Annotated in this window: 23 protein-coding genes, 2 tRNA genes and 1 rRNA gene; 14 read left to right on the top strand and 12 right to left on the bottom strand. The window is 33.8% G+C overall.

Annotation, left to right across the window (positions count from 1 at the left end):
- Nucleotides 1-11: 11 nt before the first annotated feature.
- From ACFPTQ_RS14260 to ACFPTQ_RS14250, 3 genes are all read left to right on the top strand, one after another.
- Nucleotides 12-863 (top strand): glycosyltransferase, encoded by an 852-nt coding sequence (locus ACFPTQ_RS14260; RefSeq protein WP_379778320.1) that lies wholly within the window; start codon nucleotides 12-14, stop codon nucleotides 861-863.
- A 77-nt stretch (nucleotides 864-940) separates the two neighbouring features.
- The gene (locus ACFPTQ_RS14255; protein WP_278036405.1) at nucleotides 941-1,690 is read left to right on the top strand and encodes an MlaE family ABC transporter permease; all 750 of its coding nucleotides are present in this window, start codon (nucleotides 941-943) and stop codon (nucleotides 1,688-1,690) included.
- Nucleotides 1,687-2,451 (top strand): ABC transporter ATP-binding protein, encoded by a 765-nt coding sequence (locus tag ACFPTQ_RS14250; protein ID WP_379778318.1) that lies wholly within the window; start codon nucleotides 1,687-1,689, stop codon nucleotides 2,449-2,451. The genes ACFPTQ_RS14255 and ACFPTQ_RS14250 overlap by 4 nt, the downstream gene beginning before the upstream one ends.
- A gap of 72 nt (nucleotides 2,452-2,523) precedes the next feature.
- Here ACFPTQ_RS14250 and ACFPTQ_RS14245 read toward each other — a convergent pair whose 3' ends face one another.
- The 3 genes from ACFPTQ_RS14245 to ACFPTQ_RS14235 all read right to left on the bottom strand — a co-directional run bounded on the left by ACFPTQ_RS14245 (nucleotide 2,524) and on the right by ACFPTQ_RS14235 (nucleotide 5,118).
- Entirely contained in the window at nucleotides 2,524-3,123 is a 600-nt protein-coding gene (locus ACFPTQ_RS14245; RefSeq protein WP_379778316.1) for a SprT-like domain-containing protein, read from the bottom strand.
- Between the two features lie 110 nt (nucleotides 3,124-3,233).
- A complete protein-coding gene (locus ACFPTQ_RS14240; protein WP_379778314.1) occupies nucleotides 3,234-3,911 on the bottom strand; it encodes an SDR family NAD(P)-dependent oxidoreductase in 678 nt (225 codons plus the stop codon).
- Nucleotides 3,912-3,975: 64 nt separating this feature from the next.
- Nucleotides 3,976-5,118 (bottom strand): acyl-CoA dehydrogenase, encoded by a 1,143-nt coding sequence (locus ACFPTQ_RS14235; protein ID WP_379778312.1) that lies wholly within the window; start codon nucleotides 5,116-5,118, stop codon nucleotides 3,976-3,978.
- 185 nt (nucleotides 5,119-5,303) lie between these two features.
- Here ACFPTQ_RS14235 and ACFPTQ_RS14230 point away from each other — a divergent pair, with 185 nt between their 5' ends.
- Both ACFPTQ_RS14230 and ACFPTQ_RS14225 read left to right on the top strand, forming a co-directional pair.
- The gene (locus ACFPTQ_RS14230; RefSeq protein ID WP_379778310.1) at nucleotides 5,304-6,371 is read left to right on the top strand and encodes an anhydro-N-acetylmuramic acid kinase; all 1,068 of its coding nucleotides are present in this window, start codon (nucleotides 5,304-5,306) and stop codon (nucleotides 6,369-6,371) included.
- Nucleotides 6,372-6,494: 123 nt separating this feature from the next.
- Entirely contained in the window at nucleotides 6,495-7,400 is a 906-nt protein-coding gene (locus ACFPTQ_RS14225; RefSeq protein WP_379778308.1) for an energy transducer TonB, read from the top strand.
- Between the two features lie 81 nt (nucleotides 7,401-7,481).
- Here ACFPTQ_RS14225 and ACFPTQ_RS14220 read toward each other — a convergent pair whose 3' ends face one another.
- Nucleotides 7,482-7,877 carry an ExbD/TolR family protein gene (locus ACFPTQ_RS14220; RefSeq protein ID WP_379778306.1) on the bottom strand — a complete coding sequence of 132 codons (396 nt, stop codon included), beginning with the start codon at nucleotides 7,875-7,877 and terminating at the stop codon, nucleotides 7,482-7,484.
- A gap of 3 nt (nucleotides 7,878-7,880) precedes the next feature.
- Complete coding sequence (locus tag ACFPTQ_RS14215; RefSeq protein ID WP_379778304.1) at nucleotides 7,881-8,576, bottom strand: MotA/TolQ/ExbB proton channel family protein; 696 nt, start codon at nucleotides 8,574-8,576, stop codon at nucleotides 7,881-7,883.
- Between the two features lie 133 nt (nucleotides 8,577-8,709).
- Between ACFPTQ_RS14215 and ACFPTQ_RS14210 the strand changes: the two genes are divergently transcribed.
- Nucleotides 8,710-9,933 carry a bifunctional folylpolyglutamate synthase/dihydrofolate synthase gene (locus tag ACFPTQ_RS14210; protein WP_379778302.1) on the top strand — a complete coding sequence of 408 codons (1,224 nt, stop codon included), beginning with the start codon at nucleotides 8,710-8,712 and terminating at the stop codon, nucleotides 9,931-9,933.
- 346 nt (nucleotides 9,934-10,279) lie between these two features.
- Nucleotides 10,280-10,354: transfer RNA gene (locus ACFPTQ_RS14205), tRNA-Val, on the top strand.
- Nucleotides 10,355-10,613: 259 nt separating this feature from the next.
- Here the strand turns inward: ACFPTQ_RS14205 and ACFPTQ_RS14200 are convergent.
- The 4 genes from ACFPTQ_RS14200 to gldJ form a co-directional block, all read right to left on the bottom strand.
- Nucleotides 10,614-10,698: transfer RNA gene (locus ACFPTQ_RS14200), tRNA-Ser, on the bottom strand.
- Between the two features lie 166 nt (nucleotides 10,699-10,864).
- Nucleotides 10,865-12,418 (bottom strand): glycerol-3-phosphate dehydrogenase/oxidase, encoded by a 1,554-nt coding sequence (locus ACFPTQ_RS14195; RefSeq protein WP_379778300.1) that lies wholly within the window; start codon nucleotides 12,416-12,418, stop codon nucleotides 10,865-10,867.
- A gap of 115 nt (nucleotides 12,419-12,533) precedes the next feature.
- Nucleotides 12,534-13,820: a UDP-N-acetylmuramoyl-tripeptide--D-alanyl-D-alanine ligase gene (locus ACFPTQ_RS14190; protein WP_379778298.1), complete on the bottom strand. Its 1,287-nt coding sequence runs from the start codon at nucleotides 13,818-13,820 to the stop codon at nucleotides 12,534-12,536.
- 62 nt (nucleotides 13,821-13,882) lie between these two features.
- Nucleotides 13,883-15,547 (bottom strand): gliding motility lipoprotein GldJ, encoded by a 1,665-nt coding sequence (gldJ, locus tag ACFPTQ_RS14185; RefSeq protein WP_379778296.1) that lies wholly within the window; start codon nucleotides 15,545-15,547, stop codon nucleotides 13,883-13,885.
- Between the two features lie 433 nt (nucleotides 15,548-15,980).
- Here gldJ and porV point away from each other — a divergent pair, with 433 nt between their 5' ends.
- The 4 genes from porV (at nucleotide 15,981) to ACFPTQ_RS14165 (ending at nucleotide 20,498) form a co-directional block, all read left to right on the top strand.
- Entirely contained in the window at nucleotides 15,981-17,150 is a 1,170-nt protein-coding gene (gene porV / locus ACFPTQ_RS14180) for a type IX secretion system outer membrane channel protein PorV (protein WP_379778294.1), read from the top strand.
- Nucleotides 17,151-17,225: 75 nt separating this feature from the next.
- Complete coding sequence (gene cdd / locus ACFPTQ_RS14175) at nucleotides 17,226-17,708, top strand: cytidine deaminase (protein WP_379778292.1); 483 nt, start codon at nucleotides 17,226-17,228, stop codon at nucleotides 17,706-17,708.
- A 143-nt stretch (nucleotides 17,709-17,851) separates the two neighbouring features.
- On the top strand, nucleotides 17,852-18,850 hold the full coding sequence (pdhA, locus tag ACFPTQ_RS14170; protein ID WP_278034943.1) for a pyruvate dehydrogenase (acetyl-transferring) E1 component subunit alpha: 999 nt from the start codon (nucleotides 17,852-17,854) through the stop codon (nucleotides 18,848-18,850).
- A 7-nt stretch (nucleotides 18,851-18,857) separates the two neighbouring features.
- Complete coding sequence (locus tag ACFPTQ_RS14165; protein WP_379778290.1) at nucleotides 18,858-20,498, top strand: 2-oxo acid dehydrogenase subunit E2; 1,641 nt, start codon at nucleotides 18,858-18,860, stop codon at nucleotides 20,496-20,498.
- A 212-nt stretch (nucleotides 20,499-20,710) separates the two neighbouring features.
- On the opposite strand, the gene ACFPTQ_RS14160 is transcribed toward ACFPTQ_RS14165, so the two are convergent.
- Together ACFPTQ_RS14160 and ACFPTQ_RS14155 are read right to left on the bottom strand one after the other, a co-directional pair.
- Nucleotides 20,711-21,133 carry a hypothetical protein gene (locus ACFPTQ_RS14160; protein ID WP_379778289.1) on the bottom strand — a complete coding sequence of 141 codons (423 nt, stop codon included), beginning with the start codon at nucleotides 21,131-21,133 and terminating at the stop codon, nucleotides 20,711-20,713.
- Nucleotides 21,134-21,220: 87 nt separating this feature from the next.
- Nucleotides 21,221-22,465 carry a glycosyltransferase gene (locus ACFPTQ_RS14155; protein WP_379778287.1) on the bottom strand — a complete coding sequence of 415 codons (1,245 nt, stop codon included), beginning with the start codon at nucleotides 22,463-22,465 and terminating at the stop codon, nucleotides 21,221-21,223.
- Nucleotides 22,466-22,573: 108 nt separating this feature from the next.
- On the opposite strand from ACFPTQ_RS14155, the gene ACFPTQ_RS14150 reads away from it, so the two are divergent.
- The 3 genes from ACFPTQ_RS14150 (at nucleotide 22,574) to ACFPTQ_RS14140 (ending at nucleotide 26,315) form a co-directional block, all read left to right on the top strand.
- Nucleotides 22,574-23,155, top strand: coding sequence for a tRNA-(ms[2]io[6]A)-hydroxylase (locus tag ACFPTQ_RS14150; protein WP_379778285.1), 582 nt, complete (start codon nucleotides 22,574-22,576; stop codon nucleotides 23,153-23,155).
- A gap of 45 nt (nucleotides 23,156-23,200) precedes the next feature.
- Nucleotides 23,201-25,945 carry an AsmA-like C-terminal region-containing protein gene (locus ACFPTQ_RS14145; RefSeq protein WP_379778283.1) on the top strand — a complete coding sequence of 915 codons (2,745 nt, stop codon included), beginning with the start codon at nucleotides 23,201-23,203 and terminating at the stop codon, nucleotides 25,943-25,945.
- 172 nt (nucleotides 25,946-26,117) lie between these two features.
- Complete coding sequence (locus tag ACFPTQ_RS14140) at nucleotides 26,118-26,315, top strand: hypothetical protein (RefSeq protein ID WP_379778281.1); 198 nt, start codon at nucleotides 26,118-26,120, stop codon at nucleotides 26,313-26,315.
- Nucleotides 26,316-26,598: 283 nt separating this feature from the next.
- Here the strand turns inward: ACFPTQ_RS14140 and rrf are convergent.
- A 5S ribosomal RNA gene (gene rrf, locus ACFPTQ_RS14135) occupies nucleotides 26,599-26,707 on the bottom strand.
- Between the last annotated feature and the right edge of the window lie 4 nt (nucleotides 26,708-26,711).

Raw genomic sequence — 26,711 nt, 5'->3', positions numbered from 1 at the left:
TTTGAAAAAAAATGAAATATTACCTTGTTATTCCGGCTCACAACGAAGAAGAATTTATTTCGTTGACCTTAGCATCTTTAATCACTCAAACCCTTTTACCCAAGAAAGTAGTTATTGTCAATGACAACTCGACGGATAGAACTGCCGAAATTGTTCAGGCTTTCGCCAAAGAGCATCCGTATATTTCATTGGTAGAAAAAACTTCGAGTGCGATTCATTTGCCAGGAAGCAAAGTAATTCAAGCTTTTCAAACGGGTTACGAAACTTTAGATGACGATTATGATGTAATCGTAAAACTAGACGCCGACTTAATTTTCCCGCTCAATTATTTCGAAACCATCACAAAGCATTTTCAATCGGATGAAAAAATTGGAATGGTTGGAGGATTTTGCTATATCGAAAAAAATGGCGAATGGGTTTTAGAAAATCTAACCGACAAAGACCATATTCGTGGGGCTCTAAAAGCCTATCGCAAGGAAACTTTCAAACAAATTGGCGGTTTACGACCTCAAATGGGTTGGGACACCGTTGACGAATTACTTTGTAAATTCTACAATTGGAAAGTCGTTACAGATGAATCTTTAAAAGTAAAACACTTAAAACCTACAGGGGCCAATTATAACAAGACAGCCCGTTACAAACAGGGTGAAGCTTTTTATACCCTAGGCTACGGATTTTGGATTACAGCTATTGCCTCGGCTAAACTGGCAATGATGAAAAAGAAACCGCTGTTATTTTTTGATTACATCCAAGGTTTTCTAAAAGCAAAATCAGAAAAAAAACTGTTGTTAGTCAATGAAGAACAGGCTAAATTTATTCGCCAGTATCGTTTAAAAAAGATGAAAGAGAAGTTATTTCGTTAATTAGACATTTCGAAAAAGCGTATCGTTATCATTCATAACTCACAACTTATAACTATTTTTGACCATATTCGAAAATTATGATGCTCATTAGATACTTATCACATATAGGGAGATACTTCCTAATGCTCAAAGAGATTTTTAGCAAACAGACAAAATGGTCTATGATGCGTAACCTAATCTTTAAAGAAATCGACGATTTAATTATTGGTTCTCTTGGAATTGTTGCCTTCATCTCCTTCTTCGTGGGTGGAGTTGTATCCATTCAAACGGCTTTAAACTTAACGAATCCTCTTATCCCAAAATACTTAATTGGATTTGCCACACGTCAATCGGTAATTTTGGAATTTGCACCTACTTTTATTTCGGTGATTATGGCTGGAAAAATGGGATCTTTTATTACCTCCAGCATTGGAACCATGCGTGTTACCGAACAAATTGACGCTCTAGAAGTAATGGGTGTTAACTCCTTAAATTATTTGGTTTTCCCTAAAATTATTGCTTTGCTTTTATATCCTTTCGTTATTGGTATCAGTATGTTTTTAGGCATTTTAGGAGGATGGATTGCTGGTGTTTATGGAGGTTTTACAACCAGTACCGATTTCGTTTCCGGAGCTCAAATGCAATTTATTCCGTTTCATATTACTTATGCCTTTATCAAAACATTCATTTTTGCGATGCTATTGGCTACAATTCCTTCCTTTCACGGTTACTACATGAAAGGTGGAGCTTTAGAAGTAGGTAAAGCCAGTACAACATCCTTTGTTTGGACCTCGGTTTCCATCATTCTTTTCAATTATATATTAACACAGTTATTATTAGGATCATGATAGAAGTTAAAGACGTTGAAAAATCATTTGGAGAGAGTAAAATCCTAAAAGGAATCACTACTACTTTTGAAACGGGTAAAACCAATTTAATTATCGGTCAAAGTGGTTCTGGAAAAACGGTTTTATTAAAAAGTTTATTAGGTATTCACCATCCTGAAGTTGGAACAATTTCGTTTGATGGCCGAATATACTCCAATCTTGAACCTGAAGAAAAAAGGGATTTACGTACCGAAATCGGAATGGTATTTCAAGGAAGTGCTTTATTTGACTCTATGACAGTAGCCGAAAATGTAGCTTTTCCTCTAAAAATGTTCTCCAATAAAAACAAATCGGAAATTAACGATCGTGTTGATTTTGTTTTAAAAAGAGTAAATCTTATTGATGCTCACCATAAATTACCTTCAGAAATTTCAGGAGGAATGCAAAAACGTGTTGCGATTGCTCGAGCGATTGTAAACAATCCAAAATACTTATTTTGTGACGAACCCAACTCAGGTCTAGACCCAAATACCTCAATTTTGATTGATAACCTCATCAAAGAAATCACCGAAGAATACAACATTACCACTGTAATCAATACGCACGATATGAACTCGGTGATGGAAATAGGTGAAAAAATCCTATTCCTGAAAAATGGTCTAAAAGCTTGGGAAGGTAATAAAGAAGAAATATTTAGAACGGATAATGAAGCCGTAGTTGCTTTTGTCTATTCTTCTAATTTATTTAAAAAAGTTAGAGAAGCTTATCTGAAAGGATATTAATCCCAAAACCAACAAAAAGAAATCCCAAATTCCAATTTTGCATTATAACGGAATTTGGGATTTTTTTATCACTTAATTTCTAATTAATTCCACCTCAGCATTTGGATTAAAAAGATACAAACGACCGGAACTGATTTCTAAGCATTCAAAACGTTTGGTTCGCACAGCTATTTTTTTGAAAACCTTTCCGTTTTTAATTCGAAAAACACTTCCATAAGGAATTTCGAAAATATAATTTTTATCATTTGCTTTATCATACTGCTTCAAAGCGAGTGACAAAGTTGTATCGGTATCGCTACTGGCTGATGGATTTCTAAAATGCCTAGCTAATAAAGGTAATAAATGATTAGGAAAAATTTCAGGTCGGATATAGGGAACCATCAATTGCTGAAAAACATATTTCCATTCGTTTCCATGTGGCTTGATGTTACGACCAAATTTTTCAAAAGCTACTAAATGCGCAATTTCGTGAATAAGCGTAATTAAAAAACGGTATTTATTCAAACTCCCATTTACTGTAATTTCGTGTTTACCGTTCATAGCCTTGCGATAATCACCATGACGAGTTGCACGTTCATTAACAATTTTTAAATGCACCCTGTTTTCTACAATCAACTCAAAAGCGGGTTTGACTGCATGCTCAGGAAGATATTTTGCTAAAGTATCGCTCAATTTTTCTTTAAGTTATTGGTTGTGGGTTATGAGTTATGAGTTAAGTCAAGATTTTAAGAAAAGTAAAACTCTAGACTTCTAATTTCTAACTTCTAACCTCAAACTTTATTTTACGGATTTGTCGTTGAAACCTGCAACAGTTTCCCATTAAAATATTTATTACCATTTAATGTAAAATCAAAAATATAGGTTGCCATTCCTTCAGCTGAAATGGGTGCCTGATAACCTGGGAAAGCTTCTTGCAACATTTCTGTTTGTACCGCTCCAAGAGCTAGCACATTAAAAGAAATTCCTCTTTCTTTATATTCTTCCGCTAGTAATTCTGAAAGTGTAATGACTGCTCCTTTACTGGAACTATAAGCTGCCAGTCCGGCAAATTTTAAACTACCTTGTACACCTCCCATCGAACTGATAGTAACCACATGGCTTCCTTTTTGAAGATAAGGAATACAAATTCGGGTCAAATTGGCTACTCCGAAAACATTTACTTTATACACATTCTCAAAATCAGTCTGAGTTAAGGTTTCGAAAGGCTTGCAAATTAAGCTTCCTGCATTATGAATAACTGCATCAACATTCTTCCAAGTAGTAGCAAGAAAATGTTCTACCTTTTCTAAATCCGATTCATTAGCTAAATCAACTGATAAACAACTGATATTTTCATTATCAATTAATTCCTGAGGTGTTTTTCTCGAAATAGCCAAAACCTGATGTCCAGCTTTAGCAAACATAAGTGCTAATTCAAACCCTATTCCTCTACTAGTCCCTGTGATAATTATATTCTTCATGTCACAAAAATAAACAAAAGCTTTAAATTGTCATTAGCACATTGAAACATTGACAAATAAACTATTAATTCGAAGCTAAAGTTCTAGAAATTACGATTTTTTGTATTTCGGATGTCCCTTCATAAATCTGGGTAATTTTTGCATCGCGCATCATACGCTCCACATGATATTCGGAAACATAGCCATTTCCACCGTGAATTTGTACGGCTTCAATAGTAACATCCATAGCGGTTTGAGAAGCAAACAACTTAGCCATCGCCCCTGATTGCGTAATATCCATTCCGGCATCTTTTTCAGAGGCAGCCTTTAAGCATAACATTTTTGCAGCCATAATTTGTGTAGCCATATCGGCTAATTTGAAAGCAATTGCCTGATGTTGAAAAATTTCTTTACCAAAGGATTGACGAACATGCGCATATTGCAAAGCCAATTCATAAGCTCCAGTAGCAATACCCAAAGCTTGAGAAGCAATCCCAATTCGTCCGCCATTTAACACATTCATCGCAAAATTAAATCCAAATCCATCTTCCCCTATTCTATTTTCTTTGGGCACTTTAACATCATTAAACAGCAAAGAATGTGTATCAGAACCACGAATTCCCATTTTTTTCTCTTTAGGACCAACCTCAAAACCTTCCCAGCCTTTTTCGACAATAAAAGCATTTATCCCTTTATGTCCTTTTTCAGGATTGGTTTGCGCCATAACAATATAAGTCGAAGCCGAAGAACCATTAGTAATCCAATTTTTAGTTCCATTCAACAAATAATAATCTCCTTTATCAATAGCGGTTGTTTTTTGCGAAGTAGCATCAGAACCCGCATTAGGTTCTGATAAGCAAAAGGCCCCCAATACATCTCCTTTTGCCAATGGAACTAAATACTTTTGTTTTTGTTCTTCGTTGCAATATCTTTCTAATCCAGCACACACCAATGAATTATTGACCGACATAATCACAGCTGTCGATGCATCTACTTTAGCGATTTCGGTCATTGCCAACACATAAGCTACATTATCCAAACCTGAACCGCCGTACTTGGGATCGACTACCATTCCCAAAAAACCCAATTCAGCCATTTTCTTTACCTGCTCGGTCGGAAATTGAGACAATTCATCTCTTTCTATGACTCCAGGCAACAATTCGGTTTGGGCAAAATCCCTAGCTGCCTGTTGAATCATTTTTTGTTCTTCGGTTAAGTTAAAATCCATAACAATGCTATTTAAATCATTAGTTGTAATAAAAAACGAACAATCAATTGATAATTCAAAAATTATTTTACCATTTAAGAATCTATCTTTCGTTTATTGATTTTGTGTTTTCTAAATTTACTTACTTTTATTCAAAAAATACAATCTAAGTTTTTACTATTTTAAACGTATTCTATTCTTTATTCATGAAAAAAGATTTCTATAACGTAATTGGTGTAATGTCAGGAACTTCACTTGATGGTGTTGATTTGGCTCATGTCCAATTTGAGATAAAAAACGAACAATGGAGTTTTGAAATTTTGGAAATCGAAACAGTAGCTTATAGCGAAGACTGGGTTAACCAATTGAAATTGGCAGTAGATTTTTCTAAAGAACAACTCGAAACATTGAATAAAGAGTACACCCAATTACTTGCTGAAATCATTTCTAATTTTATTAATAAATACCAAATTAGCAATCTGGATGCGGTTTGTTCCCATGGCCATACTATTTTGCATCAACCCCAAAATGGTTTCACACTTCAAATAGGCAACCTCCCGGAAATAGCTTCGCTAACCAATCAAAAGGTGGTTTGTGATTTCAGAGTTCAGGATGTACAATTGGGTGGACAAGGCGCTCCTCTAGTCCCTATAGGCGACAGCATTCTATTTTCAGAATATGATTATTGCATGAATTTAGGAGGATTTTCTAATGTTTCTTTTGAAGAAAATAACAAAAGGATTGCCTTTGATATTTCGCCAGTAAACACTGTTTTGAATTTCTATGCAGACCAGTTAGGTCTAAATTATGACGACAAAGGCAAAATTTCAAGTACAGGAAAAATCCACACAGAATTACTTGACAAACTCAACAATCTGAACTTTTATCAGGAACAACATCCTAAATCTTTAGGTATTGAATTTGTTAAAGAAAAAATCTTGCCGCTTATGGAAAGCTATAAAATCTCTATCGAAAATAAACTAAGAACTTTTACCGAACATATTGCCATACAAACGGCTCTTGCTTTACCCCAAAAACAAGGTCGCTTATTCATTACTGGCGGAGGTGCTTACAATGATTTTTTAATTTTTTGCATTCAAAAGCAACTACCAAAATTGACCATTGTTATACCTGAAAAGAAAATCCTAGAATTCAAAGAAGCTTTGATTTTTGCTTTGCTAGGTGTTCTAAAATTAAGAAACGAAACTAACGTTTTGAGTTCAGTTACTGGCGCAGAAAAAGATCATAGTGCGGGAAATATTTACTTACTTTAGTAGATTTCCCTTCAAACGTTACGAAAATTGACTCATTATTAATTCTGACTTGAGTTTTATACTCTTAACAATTTTTAGTAATTTTCGACGTTTTTAATAAAGCATTAAATTTTAAAAATCCCAATGAGTTCAACTGTATCATCAGATCAAAAAAAATCACTAGCAATTTCTACTCTTCTGTATGCAACACTACTATTGATTTTATTCTTTATCCGTTTTTGGCCTCCTGCAAACTTGGATGAACTCGCTGGCGGTGGCGGTGGTGGTGGCGTTACTGTTAATTTTGGCGATAGTGATTTAGGTTCTGGATCAAATTACAAAAGCGAAGTTTTAGAAGTTAAAAATTACAGTAAACAAGCACCTGCAAAATCAACACCAGAAGAAGCTATATTATCACAAGAAAATAGTACGGAAGAAAGTGTCGTTATACCAACAAAAGAAAAACCTAAAAAACCTACAGTAGTTGTAAAAAAAGAAGAACCTAAGCCTATAGTTCCAGAAAAACCTAAGGTTTCAAACAGCACAAATGCCGCTTTAGCCAGCATCATGAAAGGTTCTAACAGAGGCGGAGATGGCGATGACAAAACGGCTGGAAACAAAGGTAGACCAAACGGCAATCTAAACTCAAACGGTTATTACGGAACTGGCGGTTCTGGTGGCGGAACAGGAGGCGGAAATGGTACTGGAAATGGAACAGGGTCAGGACCAGGCAGCGGAAGCGGCTCTGGTGGAGGCTCAGGAAGTGGTTCTGGCGGCGGAATAGGCTATTCCTTAGGGAATAGAAAAGCTATTTCTAAACCCGTTCCTAAATATATTTGCAACGAAGAAGGTAAAGTGGTTGTTGAAGTTTCTGTCGATAGAAATGGAAGAACTATAAATGCTGTTGCTGGTGTAAAAGGAACAACTAATACTGCCAGTTGCTTATTAGAGCAAGCTAAAATTGCAGCCATGAACACCCGATGGGATGCTAGCAGTAATGCTCCCGAAAAACAAGTAGGCAAAATTACTTATAACTTCAACTTGAATTAACCATCAAATATTTAGTTTAATCCCAAAAAAAAGCCTTAGTTTTTAAAAACTAAGGCTTTTTTTTGGGGCTATTATTGAAAATTATTTTGGACTGGTTGCAATTACAAATTTCAAATTATTTTTTACTCCAATTTGTAAGACATCAACTAAGTCTTGAACTTGTAAATTAAATGGAATTCGAACAATTACAGTTTGGTCTTTCTCAGAATCCATTTTAGCCATGAGTGTCGATTCTAATTCTTCGAAAACAACAGCCTGTTTATCAATATAAAATTTTTTATCCTCCGTAACTGATAGACTGATGTATTGTTTATTTGTTTTTTCGTTACTCTTGGCTTTTGGCAAAGTCATCTTTATCACATTGGGATTTGCCAAAGTAGAAATAATCAAGAAAAACAATAACAAGAAAAACATAATATCACTCAATGACGAAGTGGCTACTTCGGCATGAAATCTTCTTTTTCTCTTAATTGACATAATTTAAGATTTTTGAATAATATTTACAAACTCTAAGATTTGCTTTTGAATTTTCAAAGCAAAATGATCAATTTTACCATTTAATAAGTGATAACCACTGTAGGCAATAATCCCCACAATTAGACCAGCCCCACTACTAATCATTTTTTCATACAAACCACCTGAAATATTTCCAATACTGATATTTTCAGTTACCGAAATACTATAAAAAATCTTAATTACACCCGAAATAGTCCCAATAAAACCTAATGTAGGCGCTATACCTGCAATAAGTCCTAATTGCCCTAAGTGTTTTTCCATCTCTCCTATTTCAATATCAGCCGCACGATCCATATTTGATTCAATTTCAGCTATAGGTCTTCCTATAACTTGAATTCCTTCCTTAAGAATATTTCCTGAAGCCGAATTACTTCTTTCAGCAATTGAAAGTGCCATATTCAAATTACCCGAAACAAGATTAACACTAACATCTTTTAATAAATGAGCATCTATTTTAGAGGCCTTAACGATGTATAAATAACGTTCAATAATCAAATAAAAAGTATAAAACAATAATATCGCAATCGGTATTAGAAAAAAACCTCCTTTGAAAACAAACTCTAAAACTGAAATTTCATTGTTTGAAGCTACCTGTTCAACAACAACATTCGAAGCAGCATTGGCAATAGTATCGGCCTGTAATTGTATAAAACTAAACATATATTATTTTTTTATTTTACGCATTAATTATAAAAAATACCCCAATTTTGCATCAAAGTAATTTTTAGTTGCAATATTAAACTAAAAAAATCGAAATTTATTTCAGACTACAACTAAATTTATCAAAAAATAAATGAATTATCAAGAAACTACAGCTTGGATGTTCAATCAACTTCCAATGTATCAACAACAAGGCGCTTCGGCTTATAAAAAAGATTTAACCAATACTTTAGCGTTAATAAAACACCTTGATAATCCACATCAAAATTTAAAATTTATCCATGTTGCTGGCACTAATGGCAAAGGTTCTACATCACATATGTTGGCTTCAATTCTTCAAGAAGCGGGTTACAAAGTAGGACTTTATACTTCTCCCCATCTAAAAGATTACAGAGAAAGAATTAAAATCAACGGAGAAGAAATTAGCGAAGCATTTGTTTGCGAATTCATCAATTCCAATAAAGCATTTTTTGAAGCCAATGACATCAGTTTTTTCGAAATGAGTGTAGGCTTAGCCTTTGCTTATTTTGCCAAAGAAAAAGTGGATATTGCGGTTATCGAAGTCGGTATGGGCGGAAGATTAGATGCTACCAATATTATTACTCCCCTTGTTTCTGTTATAACTAATATTGGTCTAGATCATACACAGTTTTTAGGAAACACACTCGAAGCTATAGCTGGCGAAAAGGCGGGAATCATCAAACCGAATATTCCGGTAGTAATTGGAGAATACACAACTGAAACCCAAGCTGTTTTTTTGGCAAAAGCCAAAGAAAACAATGCAGAAATCTTTTTTGCTTCTGATTTAATTACCACAAATTATCCATCGGATTTAATTGGCGATTACCAATTACACAATAAGAAAACCGTTTTACAAACGATTGCTATTTTAAACGAACAAACGGATTTCAATATCAATCAAAATAATATGAAATCTGGTTTATTAAACGTAGTAAAAAACACTAATCTACTGGGGCGATGGCAACAATTAGGTGCAATGCCTAAAATCATTTGTGATACGGCTCACAATAAAAACGGACTAGAAATTGTTCTGAACCAAATTCAAAAAGAGCAATTTGACCAACTTCATATTGTATTAGGAGTGGTTAACGACAAAGATTTAGACGAAGTATTACCTTTATTTCCTAAAAATGCCATCTATTATTTTTGCAAGCCCAACCTTCCTCGTGGACTTGATGCAAGCATTTTACAACAAAAAGCGGCTGATTTTAATCTAAAAGGTGATATTTATAATTCAGTTGCTAATGCCTACCAAGTTGCTAAAAATTCAGCCTCTGCAAAGGATTTTATTTATGTAGGGGGGAGTACTTTCGTGGTGGCAGAAGTACTTAATTAACAACCCAAAAAATAAGACCATAAATTGATTAAAAAATCGTCCAAATAAAAAACTCGAAAAGTTTTTTAGATGGTTTTAAAAAACATGCACAAGAATTCATGCCGATTACATCTACCTATCCATACCTTCTCTAACTAAATAAAGGTATAAAATAGCCTTAACCGTTATAAAAAAGGATTATCAAATGTTTAAGGCTATTTTTAATTCAAACACAATCTACTAAATGTCAACTATATAAAACAAAAACTAAAAAAAACATTAAAAATAATACGAAATAAATTTTGCAGAACTCGAAAAACAGTATATATTTGCACTCGCAATCAGGAAATGATAGCAAAACAAAATAGGGCGATTAGCTCAGCTGGTTCAGAGCACCTCGTTTACACCGAGGGGGTCGGGGGTTCGAACCCCTCATCGCCCACAAAAAACTCCTTAAGCAATTAAGGAGTTTTTTTTTATTCCTAAACACAACAAAACCCTCGAAACAAAATTTCTTTTAATTCTTCAAAAAGGAACAACTAAACACTTGCGCAAAAAAACACATTGAAATTCCATTATGTAAAATTAAATTTCAGTAAACAAAAGAATAATAATAACGAAATCATTCTGAAGAAGCACAAAAAAGAACGACTGACAAATATAAAAATAAAAAAACCCGAAACTTTCGTTTCGGGTTTTTGCGGAGAAAGAGGGATTCGAACCCCCGGACCTGTTACAGTCAACAGTTTTCAAGACTGCCGCATTCGACCGCTCTGCCATTTCTCCAATAAAGAACAATCGTTTTGCGATTGCGAGTGCAAATATAGAATGTTTTTCCCGATAAAAAAACATTTTAGAGAAACTAAAACGAAAAAAAAATCAACTAAAAAAACAAAAAGCCGAACACCAAAACACAAACAACTGAATGTAAAATATTTACACATTTAAAATATTAAGCTAATAAATAATTTTTAGCTATATTTTTAAAAAATAATAGCTGTTCTTCCTCCCAAATTGCATCTTTTCCTAATTCAAAAGCTAAAATTCGAGCTACCATTGGTGCAGCTTCTATTGCTGCTCTGGCATCTAAAAACAATAAACGTACTCTCCTTGCCAATACATCTTCTACAGTCATAGCCATTTCCTTTCGAACAGCCCAAACCACCTCAGCTTTCGTATAGGGATATTTAGGATGTATTTTTTCAGACATCGAAACATCATCAGCTATCATATTTTCAATCGCAATTGCATCAGCACCGTAGATGACTAAATGAGAAATAGATTTTGCATTAGCGTAACCATGAATCTTTAGATGACGTGTATTTGAACGAACAAAATCCAAACCCGAAAGCAGTATCGCTTTGTTTATCGTTTGTTCAGCCATTGTTCTATAAGTAGTCCACTTTCCTCCCATGATAGTCAACAAACCAGATGGAAACAACTTAAGCAAATGCTCTCTAGACAAAATAGCAGTGTTTTTTACAGAAGCTGTTTTCACCAATGGCCTCAAACCTACAAATACACTATCTACATCACTTCTTTGAATCGTCCTTAGCGCATATTTATTAAAATGATTAATGATGAAATTTATTTCTTCTTCAAATGCTTTTGGCTCCAATGCGACATTTTTTACTGGTGTATCAGTCGTACCCAATAATAATTTATTATGCCAAGGAATTAAGAATAAAACCCTGCCATCTGAGGTTTTCGGAATTAACATTGCCGATGAACTATGAAAAAAGGATTTATCCACAACTAAATGTATGCCTTGAGATGGAGCTACGATAGGTTCTAAATTCTCTTCTGATTTTTGCAAAACAGTATCCGAAAAAACTCCAGTTGCATTAATTACCACCTTAGATTTAACTAAAAAATCCGCATTAGTCAATTCATCTTGAAGATGGACTCCAATAATTTTTCCATTTTCTTTTATAAATTTTGAAACGCCGCAATAATTCAATACTAAAGCACCTTTCTCCGATGCTGTTTGAGCTAAATTAATAGCCAACCTGCTATCATCAAATTGACCATCATAATATAGAATACCGCCTTTTAATTGAGTCGCATCTAAATCAGGCAGATGTTCTAAGGTTTCTTCTTTTGAAAGTAATTTGGTTTTACCCAAACTAAATTTTGCGGATAAAAAATCATATATCCACAAACCAAAACCATAATAGAATTTATCCCAATAACTATAGACTGGAACTACAAATCCCAAAGCATGACAAACATGTGGCGCATTACACAACATTCGACCACGTTCCAACAAGGCTTCTCGAACAAGATGAATATTTCCCTGAGCCAAATACCTTACCCCTCCATGAACCAACTTGGTTGATCGACTTGAAGTCCCTTTAGCAAAGTCATATTTCTCTACAAGCAATGTTTTATAACCTCGACTAGCCGCATCCACAGCACACCCTAAACCTGTTGCCCCTCCCCCAATTATTATAAAATCAAATCCAGAAGTAGTACGAAGCTGATTAAACTTTTCATTTCTATCCATCAAAATAAAAAAACTTTAGACTTGGAGCTGTTTCAACAACTCAAATCTAAAGTTAACTTTTTATATTGGAAAACAGTTATAATTCTATTTCAAAATTAAACTCGCTTTCCTTAAATTATTTGATAAAATCCAAAGTACGTTCCAAAGCCATTCCTCTAGAACCTTTAATTAAAATAGTATTATTTGCAAAAGCAACTGAAGGTAAAGCTGCAGAAAACAATTCGAATGTTTCATAAAAATGAAAATTTGCTTTTTCTTTAGCACATTCGTTAAAAGCTTTACCCACAAAATAACATTGCACCGTATCTTCATTTTTTAAAGAATCGACTAATGCTTCATGTTCTTTACGGCTCTCTTCTCCAAGTTCAAACATATCACCTAAAACCATGATTTTATTAGGCTTTTCAAGCTGTAAAAAATTAGTAATAGCCACCGCCATACTACTAGGATTAGCATTATAAGCATCTAATATAATTTCGTTAGTCCCTTTTTGCAGAATCTGTGATCGATTATTTGCAGGCACATAACTTTCCAATGCTTCTTTAATCGCTACAGTATCTATTTCGAAAAACCTTCCAATAGTTAGAGCCGCATTAATATTATTCGCATTATACAAACCAATCAAATGCGTTTTTATATCCAAACCATCAAAACTAATTTCAACAAAAGGATTAGCTCTAATTCCAGCTATTTGCACATCTGCTTCCTCTTTATTAACTCCAAAAGAGTAATGATTTAAAACTTTGGTTTTTTCAACCTGAATAGCATCATCAAGATTAATAAAAGCCAATTTATCATTTTTTGAAATATAATGATACATCTCGCTCTTTCCTTTTATAACGCCTTGAACACCACCAAAACCCTCTAAATGCGCTTTACCAAAATTAGTTATATACCCATAATCTGGCTGAGCAATTTCGCAAAGAAATTCAATTTCTTTTTGATGATTAGCACCCATTTCAACAATACCCATTTCAGTATTTTCATCAAAAGACAATAAAGTCAAAGGCACACCAATATGATTATTTAAATTACCAACAGTTGACTTAGTCTTGAATTTTTTAGACAAAACAACATTAATCAATTCTTTTGTTGTTGTCTTACCATTACTCCCTGTTAATGCAACAATAGGAACTTTTAAATAATTTCTATGAAACTTAGCTAATTCTTGTAGCGCAAGCAAACTATCTTCAACTAAAACTGTTCGCTCATCAATATAATAATTTTGATTGTCAATTAGCACAAAAGAAGCACCTTTTTCTAGGGCCTCTTTAGCAAAAGTATTAGCATCAAAACGCTCGCCTTTAATAGCAACAAACATTGATCCTTTTTCAATTTTACGAGTATCTATAGATACTCCAGTAGATTTTAAAAATAAATTATGAATGTAATTGATATCCATATTAAAATGATTAAAAAACAAAAGCCCTAATCAAAGGGCTTTTAGTTATTATGTTTTAGAAATTAATTTCTTGGTGATTTTCTTTTATCTGATTTAGATCCTACTCTTGACATAGCGCATCTAAATCCTATATAATCAGTTGCCATGTCTTGAGGAAAATACCTCCTTTGAGCTGGATCTAACCAATAGGCTCTATCTCTCCAAGAACCACCTTTGTACACTCTAATTTTATCATTGATTAAAGTAGTTCTCTTGCTTGATTTATCGTACCTTCTTACCATATTCCCTAAACTATCTGTTGTAACATTATGTTTAGGTGAGTTATACATTGTTGCAATCTCTTTTTCTTTAGCGTTATCAGCTTCAGATGAACCAAAGTTATAATATCTTGAAGATTGTTTATCTCCATCTCTATAACTGATGTTATTACTCTTATCGAAATTTTGTCTTAAGTAAGTTTCCTTTTCATCAACTGGAACCTGTGCAATTTGACCTGGGAAACTTCTAGCTATAACTTTACCATTACTTAAGGTGTCATATTTCATATTTTCTTTAGTCACCACTTCAATTTTTCCATCAGCACCAATTTTATTTTTATAATAAACGTTACCTCTAAAATAATTGAAATCATTCATTTCGTTATCTACAATAGGACGGTAAACATCAGCAACCCATTCAGCAACGTTACCTGCCATATCGTATAATCCAAAATCATTAGGCGCATAAGATTTCACTGCGTTTGTAATATCCGCACCATCATCAGACCAACCAGCAATTCCACCATAATCTCCATTTCCTTGCTTAAAGTTTGCTAATTGATCCCCTTTACTTTGTCTTTTTCCAGAACGTGTATATTCACCTGACCAAGGATATTTCTTTTGACCTTTATAAATATTATACTCTCTTTGACCTACATCGGCAGCTGCAGCATATTCCCATTCAGCCTCTGTTGGAAGTCTATATTCTGGCATAATAATTCCTGAAGAACGTTGTGCGTACACATTTTTTTGACCTGAAGTACTTCCATCTTTACCTTTTACAGCTCTTCCTTTTGTTTTTTGCAATACAATTTCTGAACTACCACCACGAGCAGTTGATGGCGACATCAAATAAGCTTCCGTATTAAAAGCATTCTCAGCTGTAACATCTTCTGTTTTTGCATTCTTTTTCAAATAACCATTTTGTTCCAAAACAGCCTCATTAACACGATCTGTTCTCCATTTAGCAAAATCAACTGCTTGAATCCAATTAACACCTACTACAGGATATTCTGCATAAGCAGGATGTCTTAAATAGTTATTTGTCATCGTTTCATTATATCCTAATCGATTTCTCCAAACTAATGTATCTGGTACCGCACCATCATAAACCTCTTTGTATTCATCTGGTGGAAATACTAACTTTACCCAATCCAAATATTCTAAATACATAAAATTAGTAACCTCAGTTTCATCCATATAAAAGGATTGAACATGTTGCTGAGTGGCAGTATTATTCCAATCATGCATTACATCGTCCTGTACTTTACCCATGGTAAATGTTCCTCCTTCAACAAAAACTAAACCTGGACCAGCTTCTTGTTTTTTAGCAGCTGTTTTATTGTCCACATTCCAACCTGTAGCTCTAGAAGAACCTTTAGAACTAGATTTTTTACTACAACTAGCAAAACCTAAAGTTACTATCACTGACAACAGTAATCGAAAAACTATAATTTTATTTACTTTCATACTCTTTTCAAGGTGTCTTTAAAGGGGTGCAATATAATAATTAACGATTAACCAACAAGTACACTGTAAATTATTATATCAAAATTTTAAATTTAACGCAAATTTATACTTTTTATTATTCAAACGCATACTTAATACCTTTTTTTTAGAATTTTGGTTTTTTTAATAAAAATGCCTTTATACAATCCGATTATCTACAATTATTATTTCATTAATTATTGATTTTTAAAAAAAACAGCAACCATCAATATCTTTGCAACACCTATACAATATAAATTAGTTTTTGCAGTTATAGAGAAAACATTCACTAGGAAACAACCAATCTATCTAACCATCAAAACAATGTATACTTTAAAGAAAGAAGCATTCAAAATAAAAAACTTGCCTCTTTTTAATAAAGTACTATATTTGTTTTAAAATTTTTTATTCGTCGATGAAAAAAACAATACTTTTAACCCTCTCTTTGTTATCTGTCTCACTAATTAAAGCGCAAGAACAAAGACCAATAACGACAGCTGTACCATTTTTATCTGTAAGTGCCGATGCCCGATCAGCAGGTATGGCAGATGTAGGTGTAGCGACTTCATCAGATGTGTTTTCACAACAATGGAACCCTGCAAAGTATGCTTTTGCAATAGATAAACAAGGTTTTAGCGTGAGCTACACCCCCTACTTAACTGGTCTTGCTAATGATATTTCGCTAGGTCAAGCAACTTATTACAACAAAATTTCAGACCGAAGTGCATTTGGCGCTAGTATTCGCTATTTTGGTTTTGGAGATATTGAATTAAGACAGTCAGCTGAACAGACCAACCCTCCAATAGTTGCCCCAAATGAATTTGCAATAGACGGATCTTATTCTCTTAAACTAAGCGAGAAATTCTCAATGGCAGTGGGAGCTAGATTCATCCGTTCAAATTTAAAAGTAGCTGTTGATAATAATGATGCCACAGCAGCAAGTTCGTTCGCAATTGATGTAGCTGGTTTTTACCAATCGGAAGAAATCGCCTACAACAGCTTTAACGGAAGATGGAGAGCTGGTTTTAATTTTCAAAATTTAGGCCCAAAACTAAGTTATGATAACGATGAAATTAGCGCAAATTTTCTTCCAGCTAACTTAAAGTTCGGAACTGGATTTGATTTCATTCTTGACGATTACAACAAATTTGGATTAAACTTAGAACTTAATAAATTATTAGTTCCTACCCCTCAAAATCCAGATTTAGATGGAGATGGAACAATTACAAGTGAAGAAAGAAGTAAAAATCTAAATGATTACCGCTCTATAGGATGGGTTTCTGGAATTTTTAAATCATTTGGTGATGCACCTGATGGCTTCAAGGAAGAACTCAAAGAGGTAATTTATTCTTTAGGTGCTGAATACTCTTATCAAGATGCATTTGCAATGCGTTTAGGATACCACCACGAGAACGTTAGCAAAAGTGGTTTACGATATTTCTCTTTAGGAGCAGGCTTTAAATACACCTCCGTAAAAGTTGATGTATCGTATTTATTCTCTGCTTCAAAAATCCCAAATCCATTAGAAAACACTTTACGTTTTTCATTGACATTTAATTTTGGAGACAAATACGAACAATATTAATTTCAAATTACCAACAAAATATAAAATCCAAATTTCCTCTTTCCGAAATTTGGATTTTTTTTACCCTAAAACAAAATGGAAGAAATCATTATCACAAACAGATTCTTCACTTATGATACTATTGAAGAATTACCTAGTAACATCCAAAATCTTTTCAAAAGAGCTACATCAGTACAAAAAAATGCTTATGCGCCTTATTCGAAATTTAGAGTTGGAGCAGCTATCGAACTAGATAATGGAGAAATTATTTTGGGGACCAACCAAGAAAACGCCGCTTTTCCATCAGGACTTTGCGCCGAGAGAGTAGCATTATACCAGGCTGTTTCCAATTTTCCTGATGCAAAAATTGTATCCATCATCATTACGGCATCTCCAGAATCTACAGGATTATCTGTCCCAATAACACCTTGCGGTTCTTGCAGACAATCTATTGCTGAATACGAATCAAAACAAGATAGTTCAATTGCAATCTATTTTAAAGGAGAATCAGGCAAAATATACAAATCAGCATCTTTAAACAATCTACTCCCCTTAATATTTAACAAAAAACTGCTCTAACAAAACTAAAAATTAGCTTTATAATTTTAGTACTTAGTTGGAATGTTCTATTTTTGCATTTCGCAAATTCGACCTAAATTGAAGAATTTGCAAAAAATACTAATTTACAACACAATAAAAACTTTAGTAAAAGAACACTTGAGATGAAAGAAGTTACAAAAGAAGTATATTTAAAGTGGTATGAAGACATGCTACTTTGGAGAAAGTTTGAGGATAAACTAGCTGCGTTATACATCCAACAAAAAATTAGAGGTTTTCTACATTTATATAATGGTCAGGAAGCTGTACTTGCAGGAGCATTGCACGCAATGGATTTAACCAAAGACAAAATGATTACTGCTTACAGAAACCACGTTCAGCCAATTGGAATGGGAACTGACCCAAGAAGAGTTATGGCGGAATTACTAGGTAAAGCAACTGGAACTTCTAAGGGAATGGGTGGTTCAATGCACATCTTTTCAAAAGAGCACGGTTTTTATGGTGGTCACGGAATTGTGGGTGCACAAATCCCAGTAGGAGCTGGAATCGCTTTTGGAGATAAATACAACAATACAGGAGGAGTTACCTTAACTTATTTTGGTGATGGTGCTGCTCGTCAAGGTTCTTTACACGAAGCTTTCAACATGGCTATGTTATGGAAATTACCAGTAGTATTTATTGTTGAAAACAATGGATATGCAATGGGAACTTCTGTAGAAAGAACAGCTAACCATACTGATATTTGGAAATTAGGTTTAGGATACGAAATGCCTTGTGGACCTGTAGACGGAATGAACCCTGTAAAAGTTGCTGAAGCAATGACGGAAGCTATCGAAAGAGCACGTCGTGGTGACGGACCAACTTTCTTAGAAATGAAAACATACCGTTATAGAGGTCACTCTATGTCGGATGCTCAATTGTATCGTACTAAAGAAGAAGTTGAAGAATACAAAAAGATAGATCCAATCACTCAGGTTTTGGATATTATCAAAGAAAAAAAATACGCTACAGATGCTGAAATCGAAGCTATCGATGAAAGAGTAAAAGATTTAGTTCAAGAATGTGTTGATTTTGCCGAATCATCTCCATATCCTGAATTAGAGCAATTATACGATGTAGTATACGCACAAGAAGATTATCCATTTACACCTCATAAACTATAATATCAATATGGCAACAATTATTACAATGCCTCGTTTGAGCGATACAATGACGGAAGGAACGGTAGCGACTTGGCTAAAAAAAGTAGGAGACAAAATAAACGAAGGAGATATCCTTGCAGAAATTGAAACTGACAAAGCTACTATGGAATTTGAGTCTTTCAACGAAGGAACTCTTTTACACATTGGTATTCCTGAAGGAGAAACTGCTCCAGTTGACTCATTATTAGCAATCATAGGAAACGAAGGTGAAGATATCTCAGCTCTATTAGCCGGAGGTGCTGCACCAGCAGCTGCTGCTCCTGCTGTAGCTGAAACTAAAAAAGAAGAAGCAGCTGCTCCAGCTGCCACTAAACCAGCTGCTGCATTACCAGCTGGAGTAATCGTGGTTACAATGCCTCGTTTGAGCGACACCATGACTGAAGGAACTGTAGCTACCTGGTTGAAAAAAGTAGGTGACTCAGTTGCTGAAGGAGACATTCTTGCTGAAATCGAAACCGATAAAGCAACAATGGAATTCGAATCTTTCAACGAAGGAACATTATTATACATTGGAATCCAAGAAGGAAACACAGCTCCAGTTGATAGCCTTTTAGCTATTATCGGACCTGCTGGAACTGACATCAGCGGAATTGCTGACGGTTTCGTTGCTGGTGCTGCTCCTCAAGCGGCTGCTCCTGCAGAAGAAACTAAAGCTGCTGCTCCAGCTGCTGCTGCAGAACCAGTTGTTCAGGAAGCTGCTGCTGACGGAAAAAGAATCCTTGCTTCTCCATTGGCTAAAAAAATTGCTTCCGACAAAGGAATCCAATTAAACCAAGTAAAAGGTTCTGGAGAAAACGGACGTATTGTAAAAAGCGATATCGAAAACTTTACTCCTGCTGCTGCTGCTCCACAAGCTGCTGCTGCAACATCTGCTGCTCCTGCTAAAGCAGAAGCTGCTGCTCCAAAAGTATTCGTACCTGCCGGAGAAGTTTACACAGAAGAAATCAAAAATTCGCAAATGCGTAAAATCATTGCGAAACGTTTATCTGAATCTTTATTCACTGCACCTCACTACAACTTAGTGATCGAGGTAAGCATGGACGAAGCAATGAAATCAAGAGCTACTATCAATACCGTTCCGGATACAAAAGTATCTTTCAACGATATGGTAATTAAAGCTTGTGCATTAGCATTGAAAAAACACCCAAAAATCAACTCTACTTGGAAAGAAGATGCTATCATCATCAATCACCACGTAAATATTGGAGTTGCTGTAGCGGTTGAAGACGGATTAGTGGTACCTGTATTACGATTTACTGACGCTATGAGTTTATCTCAAATTGGTGCTAGTGTAAGAGACTTAGCAGGTAGAGCTAAAAACAAAAAATTAGGACCACAGGAAATGGAAGGAAGCACATTTACAGTTTCTAACCTTGGAATGTTTGGAATCACTGAATTCAACTCTATCATTAACCAACCTAACTCAGCTATCCTTTCTGTAGGAGCTATCGTTGAGAAACCGGTTGTTAAAAATGGACAAATCGTTGTTGGAAACACCATGATGTTATCTCTTGCTTGTGACCACCGTACTATCGATGGAGCAACTGGAGCTCAGTTCTTACAAACATTAAAACAATACATTGAAAGCCCAGTGACTATGCTTGCATAATTACTGATTCAATATATAAAACAGAACCCGTCTTGTGTAAAACTTGACGGGTTTTTTATTTGGGCATGCAATCAAACTTTTTCTACATTGTTCATTCTTCTCCTCAATCCACGTAGACATATACTTCGTACTTTTTAAAATACAATCAACAACTCCAAGCTTTCACTATAATTATGACAATACTATATCAATCTTTCATTTTATTCCATTTATTATTTTTGGTCAAAATAAGCGTAAATTTCTACTAATAACAATCCTCCAAGAGTAAAACCAATTTGAGTATTACTCATTTCCAACAAACTAAAGCACAAATAGATTGATAAAAACGGGTATACAAAAATTAATATATCAATAAAAATTTTATTTTTAACCGATTCAAATTCTTCTATTATTATTTTATATTTATCGTTCTTCAAAAAGTAAAACAGATTAAAAGCCAAAATCACTGTTACGATTAAATATATACCATTAAGACCAATATTCTCAATAGAAGCATCCATCAAAAGTAAAATTGAAGCTATATTTAAAAAAAACATTGCAGATAAAAAAATAACTACTGCAACCTCTGGATATAAATTATTCACTCTTGCTGTTGACTTATACATCCTGTAAAACACATAATTAAGTATATTCATATTTACACTAATTTTAAAAGTTCAATATCACAATACTAATCCAAAATAAAAAGTTAATCTCAAATACTAATTAACTTTTTACAAAATCTAATCCTTATTCTTCTCCTCAATCCATTTCGACATGTACTTCGTACTACGTAAAGTATGATGCTGCAACAACTCACCCATAAAATTATTCAAGCGATGTTGTTTTAAATTCGCAACAAAAAAATCAATTTGCTTAGCAAATTCTTCTTCAAACGATTCTCTCAAATAACGTTGTTTTATAATTGCAATTCCGTTTACTTGAGCCTGTAACCATAGATTTTTATCCTGATATAATTGTACGGCTTTTTTAGCAAAAATTTCAGGAACATCTTCTACAAAGCCATTCCATTCTAAATCAGCCTGCATGGATTCGGCTCCAATTACTGTAGTCACACTTGGAGTTCCGCATTGCATGGCTTCGAGTAATTTTCCTTTTATTCCTGCGCCAAAGCGCAAAGGAGCTAAAACCACTCTGGTATTTTGAACTACTTCAAAAGCACTTTCGGCACGCCCATGAATTAAAAAACCTTCTTTTAGATTATGCAATTGCAGTACTTTTTGAGTAGGATAAGCACCATAAACATTCAAAACAGCTTCCGGCAATTGCTTTTTAATTAATGGCCAAATCGTTTCTTTTAAATACTGCACCGCATTCCAATTGGGTTCATGATAAAAATTACCAATTATAACAAAGTCATTTCGTTCTTCATAAGAAGGCGATTTATATAACTCCGGAACAGCATTCGATTCTAATAAAAGCGGTAAATAATACAACAAAGAACTATCAATCTTAAAAACGTTCGACAATAATTCCATTTCATATTCCGAAATCATCAGAGACAAATCACAACGCAAAATACTGGCAATTTCTCTTTTGGCAACTTCTTCAACTAATAAATCAGCAATTTGAAAGTCACGTTTTGCTTTAAAAGCTTTTTGTCTTGCTGTACGTAAACAATGTAAATCTTCGGTATCTAAAATTCGCAGTGCATCCGGGCAATTTTCGGCCACACGCCAGCCAAACTGCTCTTCAACCATAAATCGGTCAAACAAAACTACATCGGGATTTAATTCTTTTGCGAAAGCATCAAAACTGGAACAATTTAAAGCAATGTCTTTCTTCGTCACATTAAAGTCACTTAAATCCACCATAAACTCAGAATCCTGAGCCGGACTCGCAAAAGTAATTGCAAATCCCTGATTTTGAAACAACGAGATTAACTGCATCATCCTTCCACCTGCTGCGGAAGAATTGGGTTCTGGCCAAACCGATCCAATAATTAAAAGCCTTCGATTATCATCCATAGTATCACAAAATTACAGTCACAAAATAATGCTAAATTTCTTAAAAAAGAGATTCAAGAAGAATAAACCTTTAAAATAAAGATTAATTTTGCATAAAATTAGAAAGATATGTTGGGATTAAAATTAGCCACTGACCCACGATGGGTAAATATAGTAGAATCTAATATCGAAGAAATTTTGACCGATCACGCTTGGTGCGAACAAAAAGCAGCCTCCAACGCTATTAGTCTTATCACTCAAAACTCTGAAAAACAAGAACTAGTTGACGAACTAATTCTAATTGCCCAGGAAGAAATGGAGCATTTCAAAATGGTTTATGACTTAATCAAAGAAAGAGGTTTGACTTTTGGTCGCGAACGCAAAGACAGCTACGTAAACGAACTCTTCAAATTTATGAAAAAGGACGGAAGCCGTAATGATGCTTTGTGTGAGCGATTATTGTTTTCAGCCATGATTGAGGCCAGAAGTTGTGAACGATTTAAAGTCCTATCAGAAAACATTAAAGACCCTGAATTATCCAAATTTTATCGCGATTTGATGATTAGTGAAGCGGGACATTATACTACTTTTTTAAAATTTGCAAAGAAATATGCTGATAATGTTGATGTAGACAAACGCTGGGCAGCGTGGATTGAATATGAAACAACTATCATTACCAATTATGGTAAAAGCGAAACCGTTCACGGATAGCGATAAAAACCATCATAAAATACACTCAATACAACTTCATTAATTATGTCTACAACAAAAGTGATTTTTATTAAAATCGGTAAATATATTGGTATCACAATAATTGCATTATTGGCCTTCATGTGTATAGCACCACTAATTTTTGAAGATAAATTAAATGAAGAAATAAAAAAAGTAGCCAATCAAAAACTAAATGCAAAATTGGATTACTCTAAATCTAACATTTCGTTTTTCACACATTTCCCATCATTAACTGTAAGTTTAGAAAACTTTAGTCTTAATGGATCTAAACCATTTGATAATGAAAAATTAATTACGGCTAAAGAAGTTGCTTTTGGAATTAATGTTTATAGTTTAATTTTTGGAAAATCAATTAATATTGATAAAATCTACCTATCGAATGCCGACATCAATGTTAAGGTAAACAAAGAAGGATTTGCTAACTACAATGTTTACAAATCCAGCAAAACTCAAACCGAAGAAAAGGAATCAGACAATTCATTAAAACTGGAAAGTATTGAAATAAATAACAGTAAAATTGTGTATGATGATTTATCTACAAAATTACACTTTGACATTTTTGGTTTCGACTATTTGGGCAAAGGCGATTTAAGCAAGGCTATCTTTGACTTATCATCTAAGGCAAAAATTACCAAACTCAATCTGTTATATGATAATGAACCTTATTTGATGAATAAAAAAGTGAATGCAGACCTTATCACAAAGGTCAATGTGAATTCGCTATCTTTTATTTTTCAGCAGAATGATTTAAAAATCAACAATCTTATTGTTGACTTTAAGGGAAAATTTGACTTCCTAAAAGAAGGTTACAACATGGATTTTATCCTAAAAACAACTAATAGTAATCTTCATGATTTCTTTACTGCTTTTCCTCCAAAATTCATTACTTGGCTCGATAAAACCCAATTAACTGGGAAAACCGACTTTAATTTGACCTTAAAAGGGAATTATATCGCCTCAAAAAATATTGCACCTAATCTTGAATTCGATTTTAAAATTAAAGAGGGTAGCGTAAATTATAATCAAAGTCCAGCCACAATAAGCAATTTAAATATGGATTTTGATACCCAATTGCCATCTTTAAATCCTGATTCGTTAATTATAGACCTCAGAAACCTTTCGTTTTCGATAGGAAAAGAAACACTTCAAGCCAAATTATACAGCACTGGAACAGAAGTTTTAGATATCAATGCAGCACTTAAAGCAAAATTAGATTTAGAAAAATTAAATCGTGCTATTGGAATTCCTGATTTAGAATTGAAAGGAATGCTTATTGCAGATGGAACTGCTAAAGGAAAATTCGACAAGAAAAAAGGAACATTCCCTATCACTAATGCGGTTATTAATCTACAAAATGGGTATATTAAAACACCGTATTATCCAAATCCAATAAGTAATATCGAAATAGTTTCGACCATTTCTAATCCAAAAGGTACGTTTGAAGATTTAAAAGTAGTCTTACAACCTGCTCAATTTACTTTTGAAGAAAACCCAGTTTTTGTAAAAGCCAATTTAAGCAACTTTGACAATCTTATTTATGATATCAATGCAAAGGGAACTTTAGATATTGGTAAAATATACAAAGTTTTTTCTCACAAAGGGCTTGGTGTAAATGGATTTATCAAAGCGGATTTGGCATTGAAAGGAAAACAAAGTGATGCTGAAAGAGGCAATTATACGAAGCTTAGAAATTCTGGAACTCTGGAGATTAGAAATATTCAATTAACTTCAGAATATTTGCCAAAAAAATTCCTGATTAAAGAAGGTGTTTTCAAATTCAACAATGACAAGATGCGTTTCAATACTTTCTTAGCATCTTATGGACAATCTGATTTTAAACTAAATGGTTACTTACGAAATGTATTTAACTACATTACTTCAAAAGACGGTGTTTTAAAAGGATCTTTTACCATGAGTTCTAAATTCATCAATGCTGATGAATTCATGTCACAAACAACGGTAAACACAAACGAAACAAAATCCAAAACTGCCCCTGCATATACAGCCAAAACAGAAATGGGAGTAATTGTAATTCCGCCTAATTTAGATTTACAATTTATAGCCAATGCTCAAAATGTAAACTTTAACGGTTTGACATTGAAAAATGCTAAAGGAAGTTTACAAATGAAAAACGGTTTACTAAGCATGAATAACACCGGATTTGATTTAATTGGCTGTAATGTTACTATGGATGCTACTTACAAAAGTGTTTCTCCTAAAAATGCTCAATTTAGCTACCACATTAAAGCCAACGAATTTGATATCAAACGTGCTTATAATGAAGTTAAAATTTTTAGAGAAATGGCTAGCGCAGCCGAAAAAGCTCAAGGAATTATCTCTTTAGATTATAAGCTAAAAGGACGATTGAACGAAAATATGGAGCCTGTGTTTCCATCCTTAACAGGAAATGGAGTGATTTCAGTAAAAAATGTCAAAATGTACGGCATGAAAATGTTTAGCAGTGTTGCTAAGAAAACAGATAAAGAAAGTATTAAAAATCCAGAATTAAACAAGGTTGATATTAAAACTTCTATCAAAAACAACATCATCACTGTAGAACGTTTTAAATTTAAATTTGCCGGATTCAGACCAAGAATTGAAGGAACAAGTAGTCTAGACGGAAGATTAAATCTTAAAATGAGACTTGGTTTACCTCCATTAGGAATACTGGGAATTCCACTAACTATTACAGGAAATAAAGACAATCCGAAAATAAAATTAGGAAGACAATCCGAAGATTTAGAAGAAACTAAAGATTCCATTCAATAATCTATATAAAAGAAAAACCATCTCAATGAGATGGCTTTACTGTTTAATGAAATTTCATTTAAACTAGATCATAATAAAAAATCCTCCATAAAGCCGTTATTAAGCTGTATTTATAACAAATAAATCGAAAGCAGTAAATAGTTGTTTTTTTAAAAATTTTGCATTTTTGGTAATGGATGGCTGGGATTTTTTAAACGCCTTTAACAGTTCTAAATATTCTGAAGTTAGTACCAAAGTAGTAGTCTTATCGTCTACTATAGACCCAGAAGACCATCAGAAATCAAAAAAATCCCCAATGGTAATTGATTTTTTATCAAAACCTATTACAACTGAAATGTTAAGTTATTTACAAGCTAAATTTGAAGAATAAAAGCTACAAGAAATTTTTTATCACATAAAAAGAGGACTAGCCATATGGTTAGTTCTCTTTTTTTTTTTTAACAGATACAATACTAGCAATTGTAAACAAATTAAAAATTCCTCACAACACTAAAAATAACTAATTAACCTCATGTAAAAATCACTCTTTTAAACTAAAACATTTCAAAAGGAGATAAAACAAAAACCCCTAAGAATAGGGGTTTGAAAGAATCTGAACAAAACAAATATAAATAAAACAAAAAACCCTATCCAAATTGGATAGGGTTTTCAAAGAAAGGCGACGACATACTCTCCCACAAAATGCAGTACCATCTGCGCAGGCGGGCTTAACTTCTCTGTTCGGGATGGGAAGAGGTGAGCCCCGCCGCAATAACCACCTTAAGGT

The sequence above is a fragment of the Flavobacterium sp. GCM10022190 genome (genome assembly GCF_042656445.1).
Lineage (GTDB): Bacteria > Bacteroidota > Bacteroidia > Flavobacteriales > Flavobacteriaceae > Flavobacterium > Flavobacterium nitratireducens.
The sequence above is the reverse complement of the archived record's forward strand: the minus strand, read 5'-3'. Positions and strand labels throughout refer to the sequence as shown.

What these genes read in the sequence shown, in the direction of transcription:
- ACFPTQ_RS14165 (WP_379778290.1), top strand. Translation starts at nt 18,858, where the DNA reads ATGGCAACAATTATTACAATGCCTCGTTTGAGCGATACAATGACGGAA.
- ACFPTQ_RS14260 (WP_379778320.1), top strand. Translation starts at nt 12, where the DNA reads ATGAAATATTACCTTGTTATTCCGGCTCACAACGAAGAAGAATTTATT.
- ACFPTQ_RS14255 (WP_278036405.1), top strand. Translation starts at nt 941, where the DNA reads ATGATGCTCATTAGATACTTATCACATATAGGGAGATACTTCCTAATG.
- ACFPTQ_RS14220 (WP_379778306.1), bottom strand. Translation starts at nt 7,877, where the DNA reads ATGTCAATTAAGAGAAAAAGAAGATTTCATGCCGAAGTAGCCACTTCG.
- ACFPTQ_RS14190 (WP_379778298.1), bottom strand. Translation starts at nt 13,820, where the DNA reads ATGGATATCAATTACATTCATAATTTATTTTTAAAATCTACTGGAGTA.
- ACFPTQ_RS14195 (WP_379778300.1), bottom strand. Translation starts at nt 12,418, where the DNA reads ATGGATAGAAATGAAAAGTTTAATCAGCTTCGTACTACTTCTGGATTT.
- ACFPTQ_RS14150 (WP_379778285.1), top strand. Translation starts at nt 22,574, where the DNA reads ATGTTGGGATTAAAATTAGCCACTGACCCACGATGGGTAAATATAGTA.
- ACFPTQ_RS14155 (WP_379778287.1), bottom strand. Translation starts at nt 22,465, where the DNA reads ATGGATGATAATCGAAGGCTTTTAATTATTGGATCGGTTTGGCCAGAA.
- ACFPTQ_RS14160 (WP_379778289.1), bottom strand. Translation starts at nt 21,133, where the DNA reads ATGAATATACTTAATTATGTGTTTTACAGGATGTATAAGTCAACAGCA.
- porV (WP_379778294.1), top strand. Translation starts at nt 15,981, where the DNA reads ATGAAAAAAACAATACTTTTAACCCTCTCTTTGTTATCTGTCTCACTA.
- ACFPTQ_RS14225 (WP_379778308.1), top strand. Translation starts at nt 6,495, where the DNA reads ATGAGTTCAACTGTATCATCAGATCAAAAAAAATCACTAGCAATTTCT.
- ACFPTQ_RS14145 (WP_379778283.1), top strand. Translation starts at nt 23,201, where the DNA reads ATGTCTACAACAAAAGTGATTTTTATTAAAATCGGTAAATATATTGGT.
- ACFPTQ_RS14240 (WP_379778314.1), bottom strand. Translation starts at nt 3,911, where the DNA reads ATGAAGAATATAATTATCACAGGGACTAGTAGAGGAATAGGGTTTGAA.
- ACFPTQ_RS14230 (WP_379778310.1), top strand. Translation starts at nt 5,304, where the DNA reads ATGAAAAAAGATTTCTATAACGTAATTGGTGTAATGTCAGGAACTTCA.
- ACFPTQ_RS14140 (WP_379778281.1), top strand. Translation starts at nt 26,118, where the DNA reads ATGGATGGCTGGGATTTTTTAAACGCCTTTAACAGTTCTAAATATTCT.
- pdhA (WP_278034943.1), top strand. Translation starts at nt 17,852, where the DNA reads ATGAAAGAAGTTACAAAAGAAGTATATTTAAAGTGGTATGAAGACATG.
- ACFPTQ_RS14235 (WP_379778312.1), bottom strand. Translation starts at nt 5,118, where the DNA reads ATGGATTTTAACTTAACCGAAGAACAAAAAATGATTCAACAGGCAGCT.
- ACFPTQ_RS14215 (WP_379778304.1), bottom strand. Translation starts at nt 8,576, where the DNA reads ATGTTTAGTTTTATACAATTACAGGCCGATACTATTGCCAATGCTGCT.
- gldJ (WP_379778296.1), bottom strand. Translation starts at nt 15,547, where the DNA reads ATGAAAGTAAATAAAATTATAGTTTTTCGATTACTGTTGTCAGTGATA.
- cdd (WP_379778292.1), top strand. Translation starts at nt 17,226, where the DNA reads ATGGAAGAAATCATTATCACAAACAGATTCTTCACTTATGATACTATT.
- ACFPTQ_RS14210 (WP_379778302.1), top strand. Translation starts at nt 8,710, where the DNA reads ATGAATTATCAAGAAACTACAGCTTGGATGTTCAATCAACTTCCAATG.
- ACFPTQ_RS14250 (WP_379778318.1), top strand. Translation starts at nt 1,687, where the DNA reads ATGATAGAAGTTAAAGACGTTGAAAAATCATTTGGAGAGAGTAAAATC.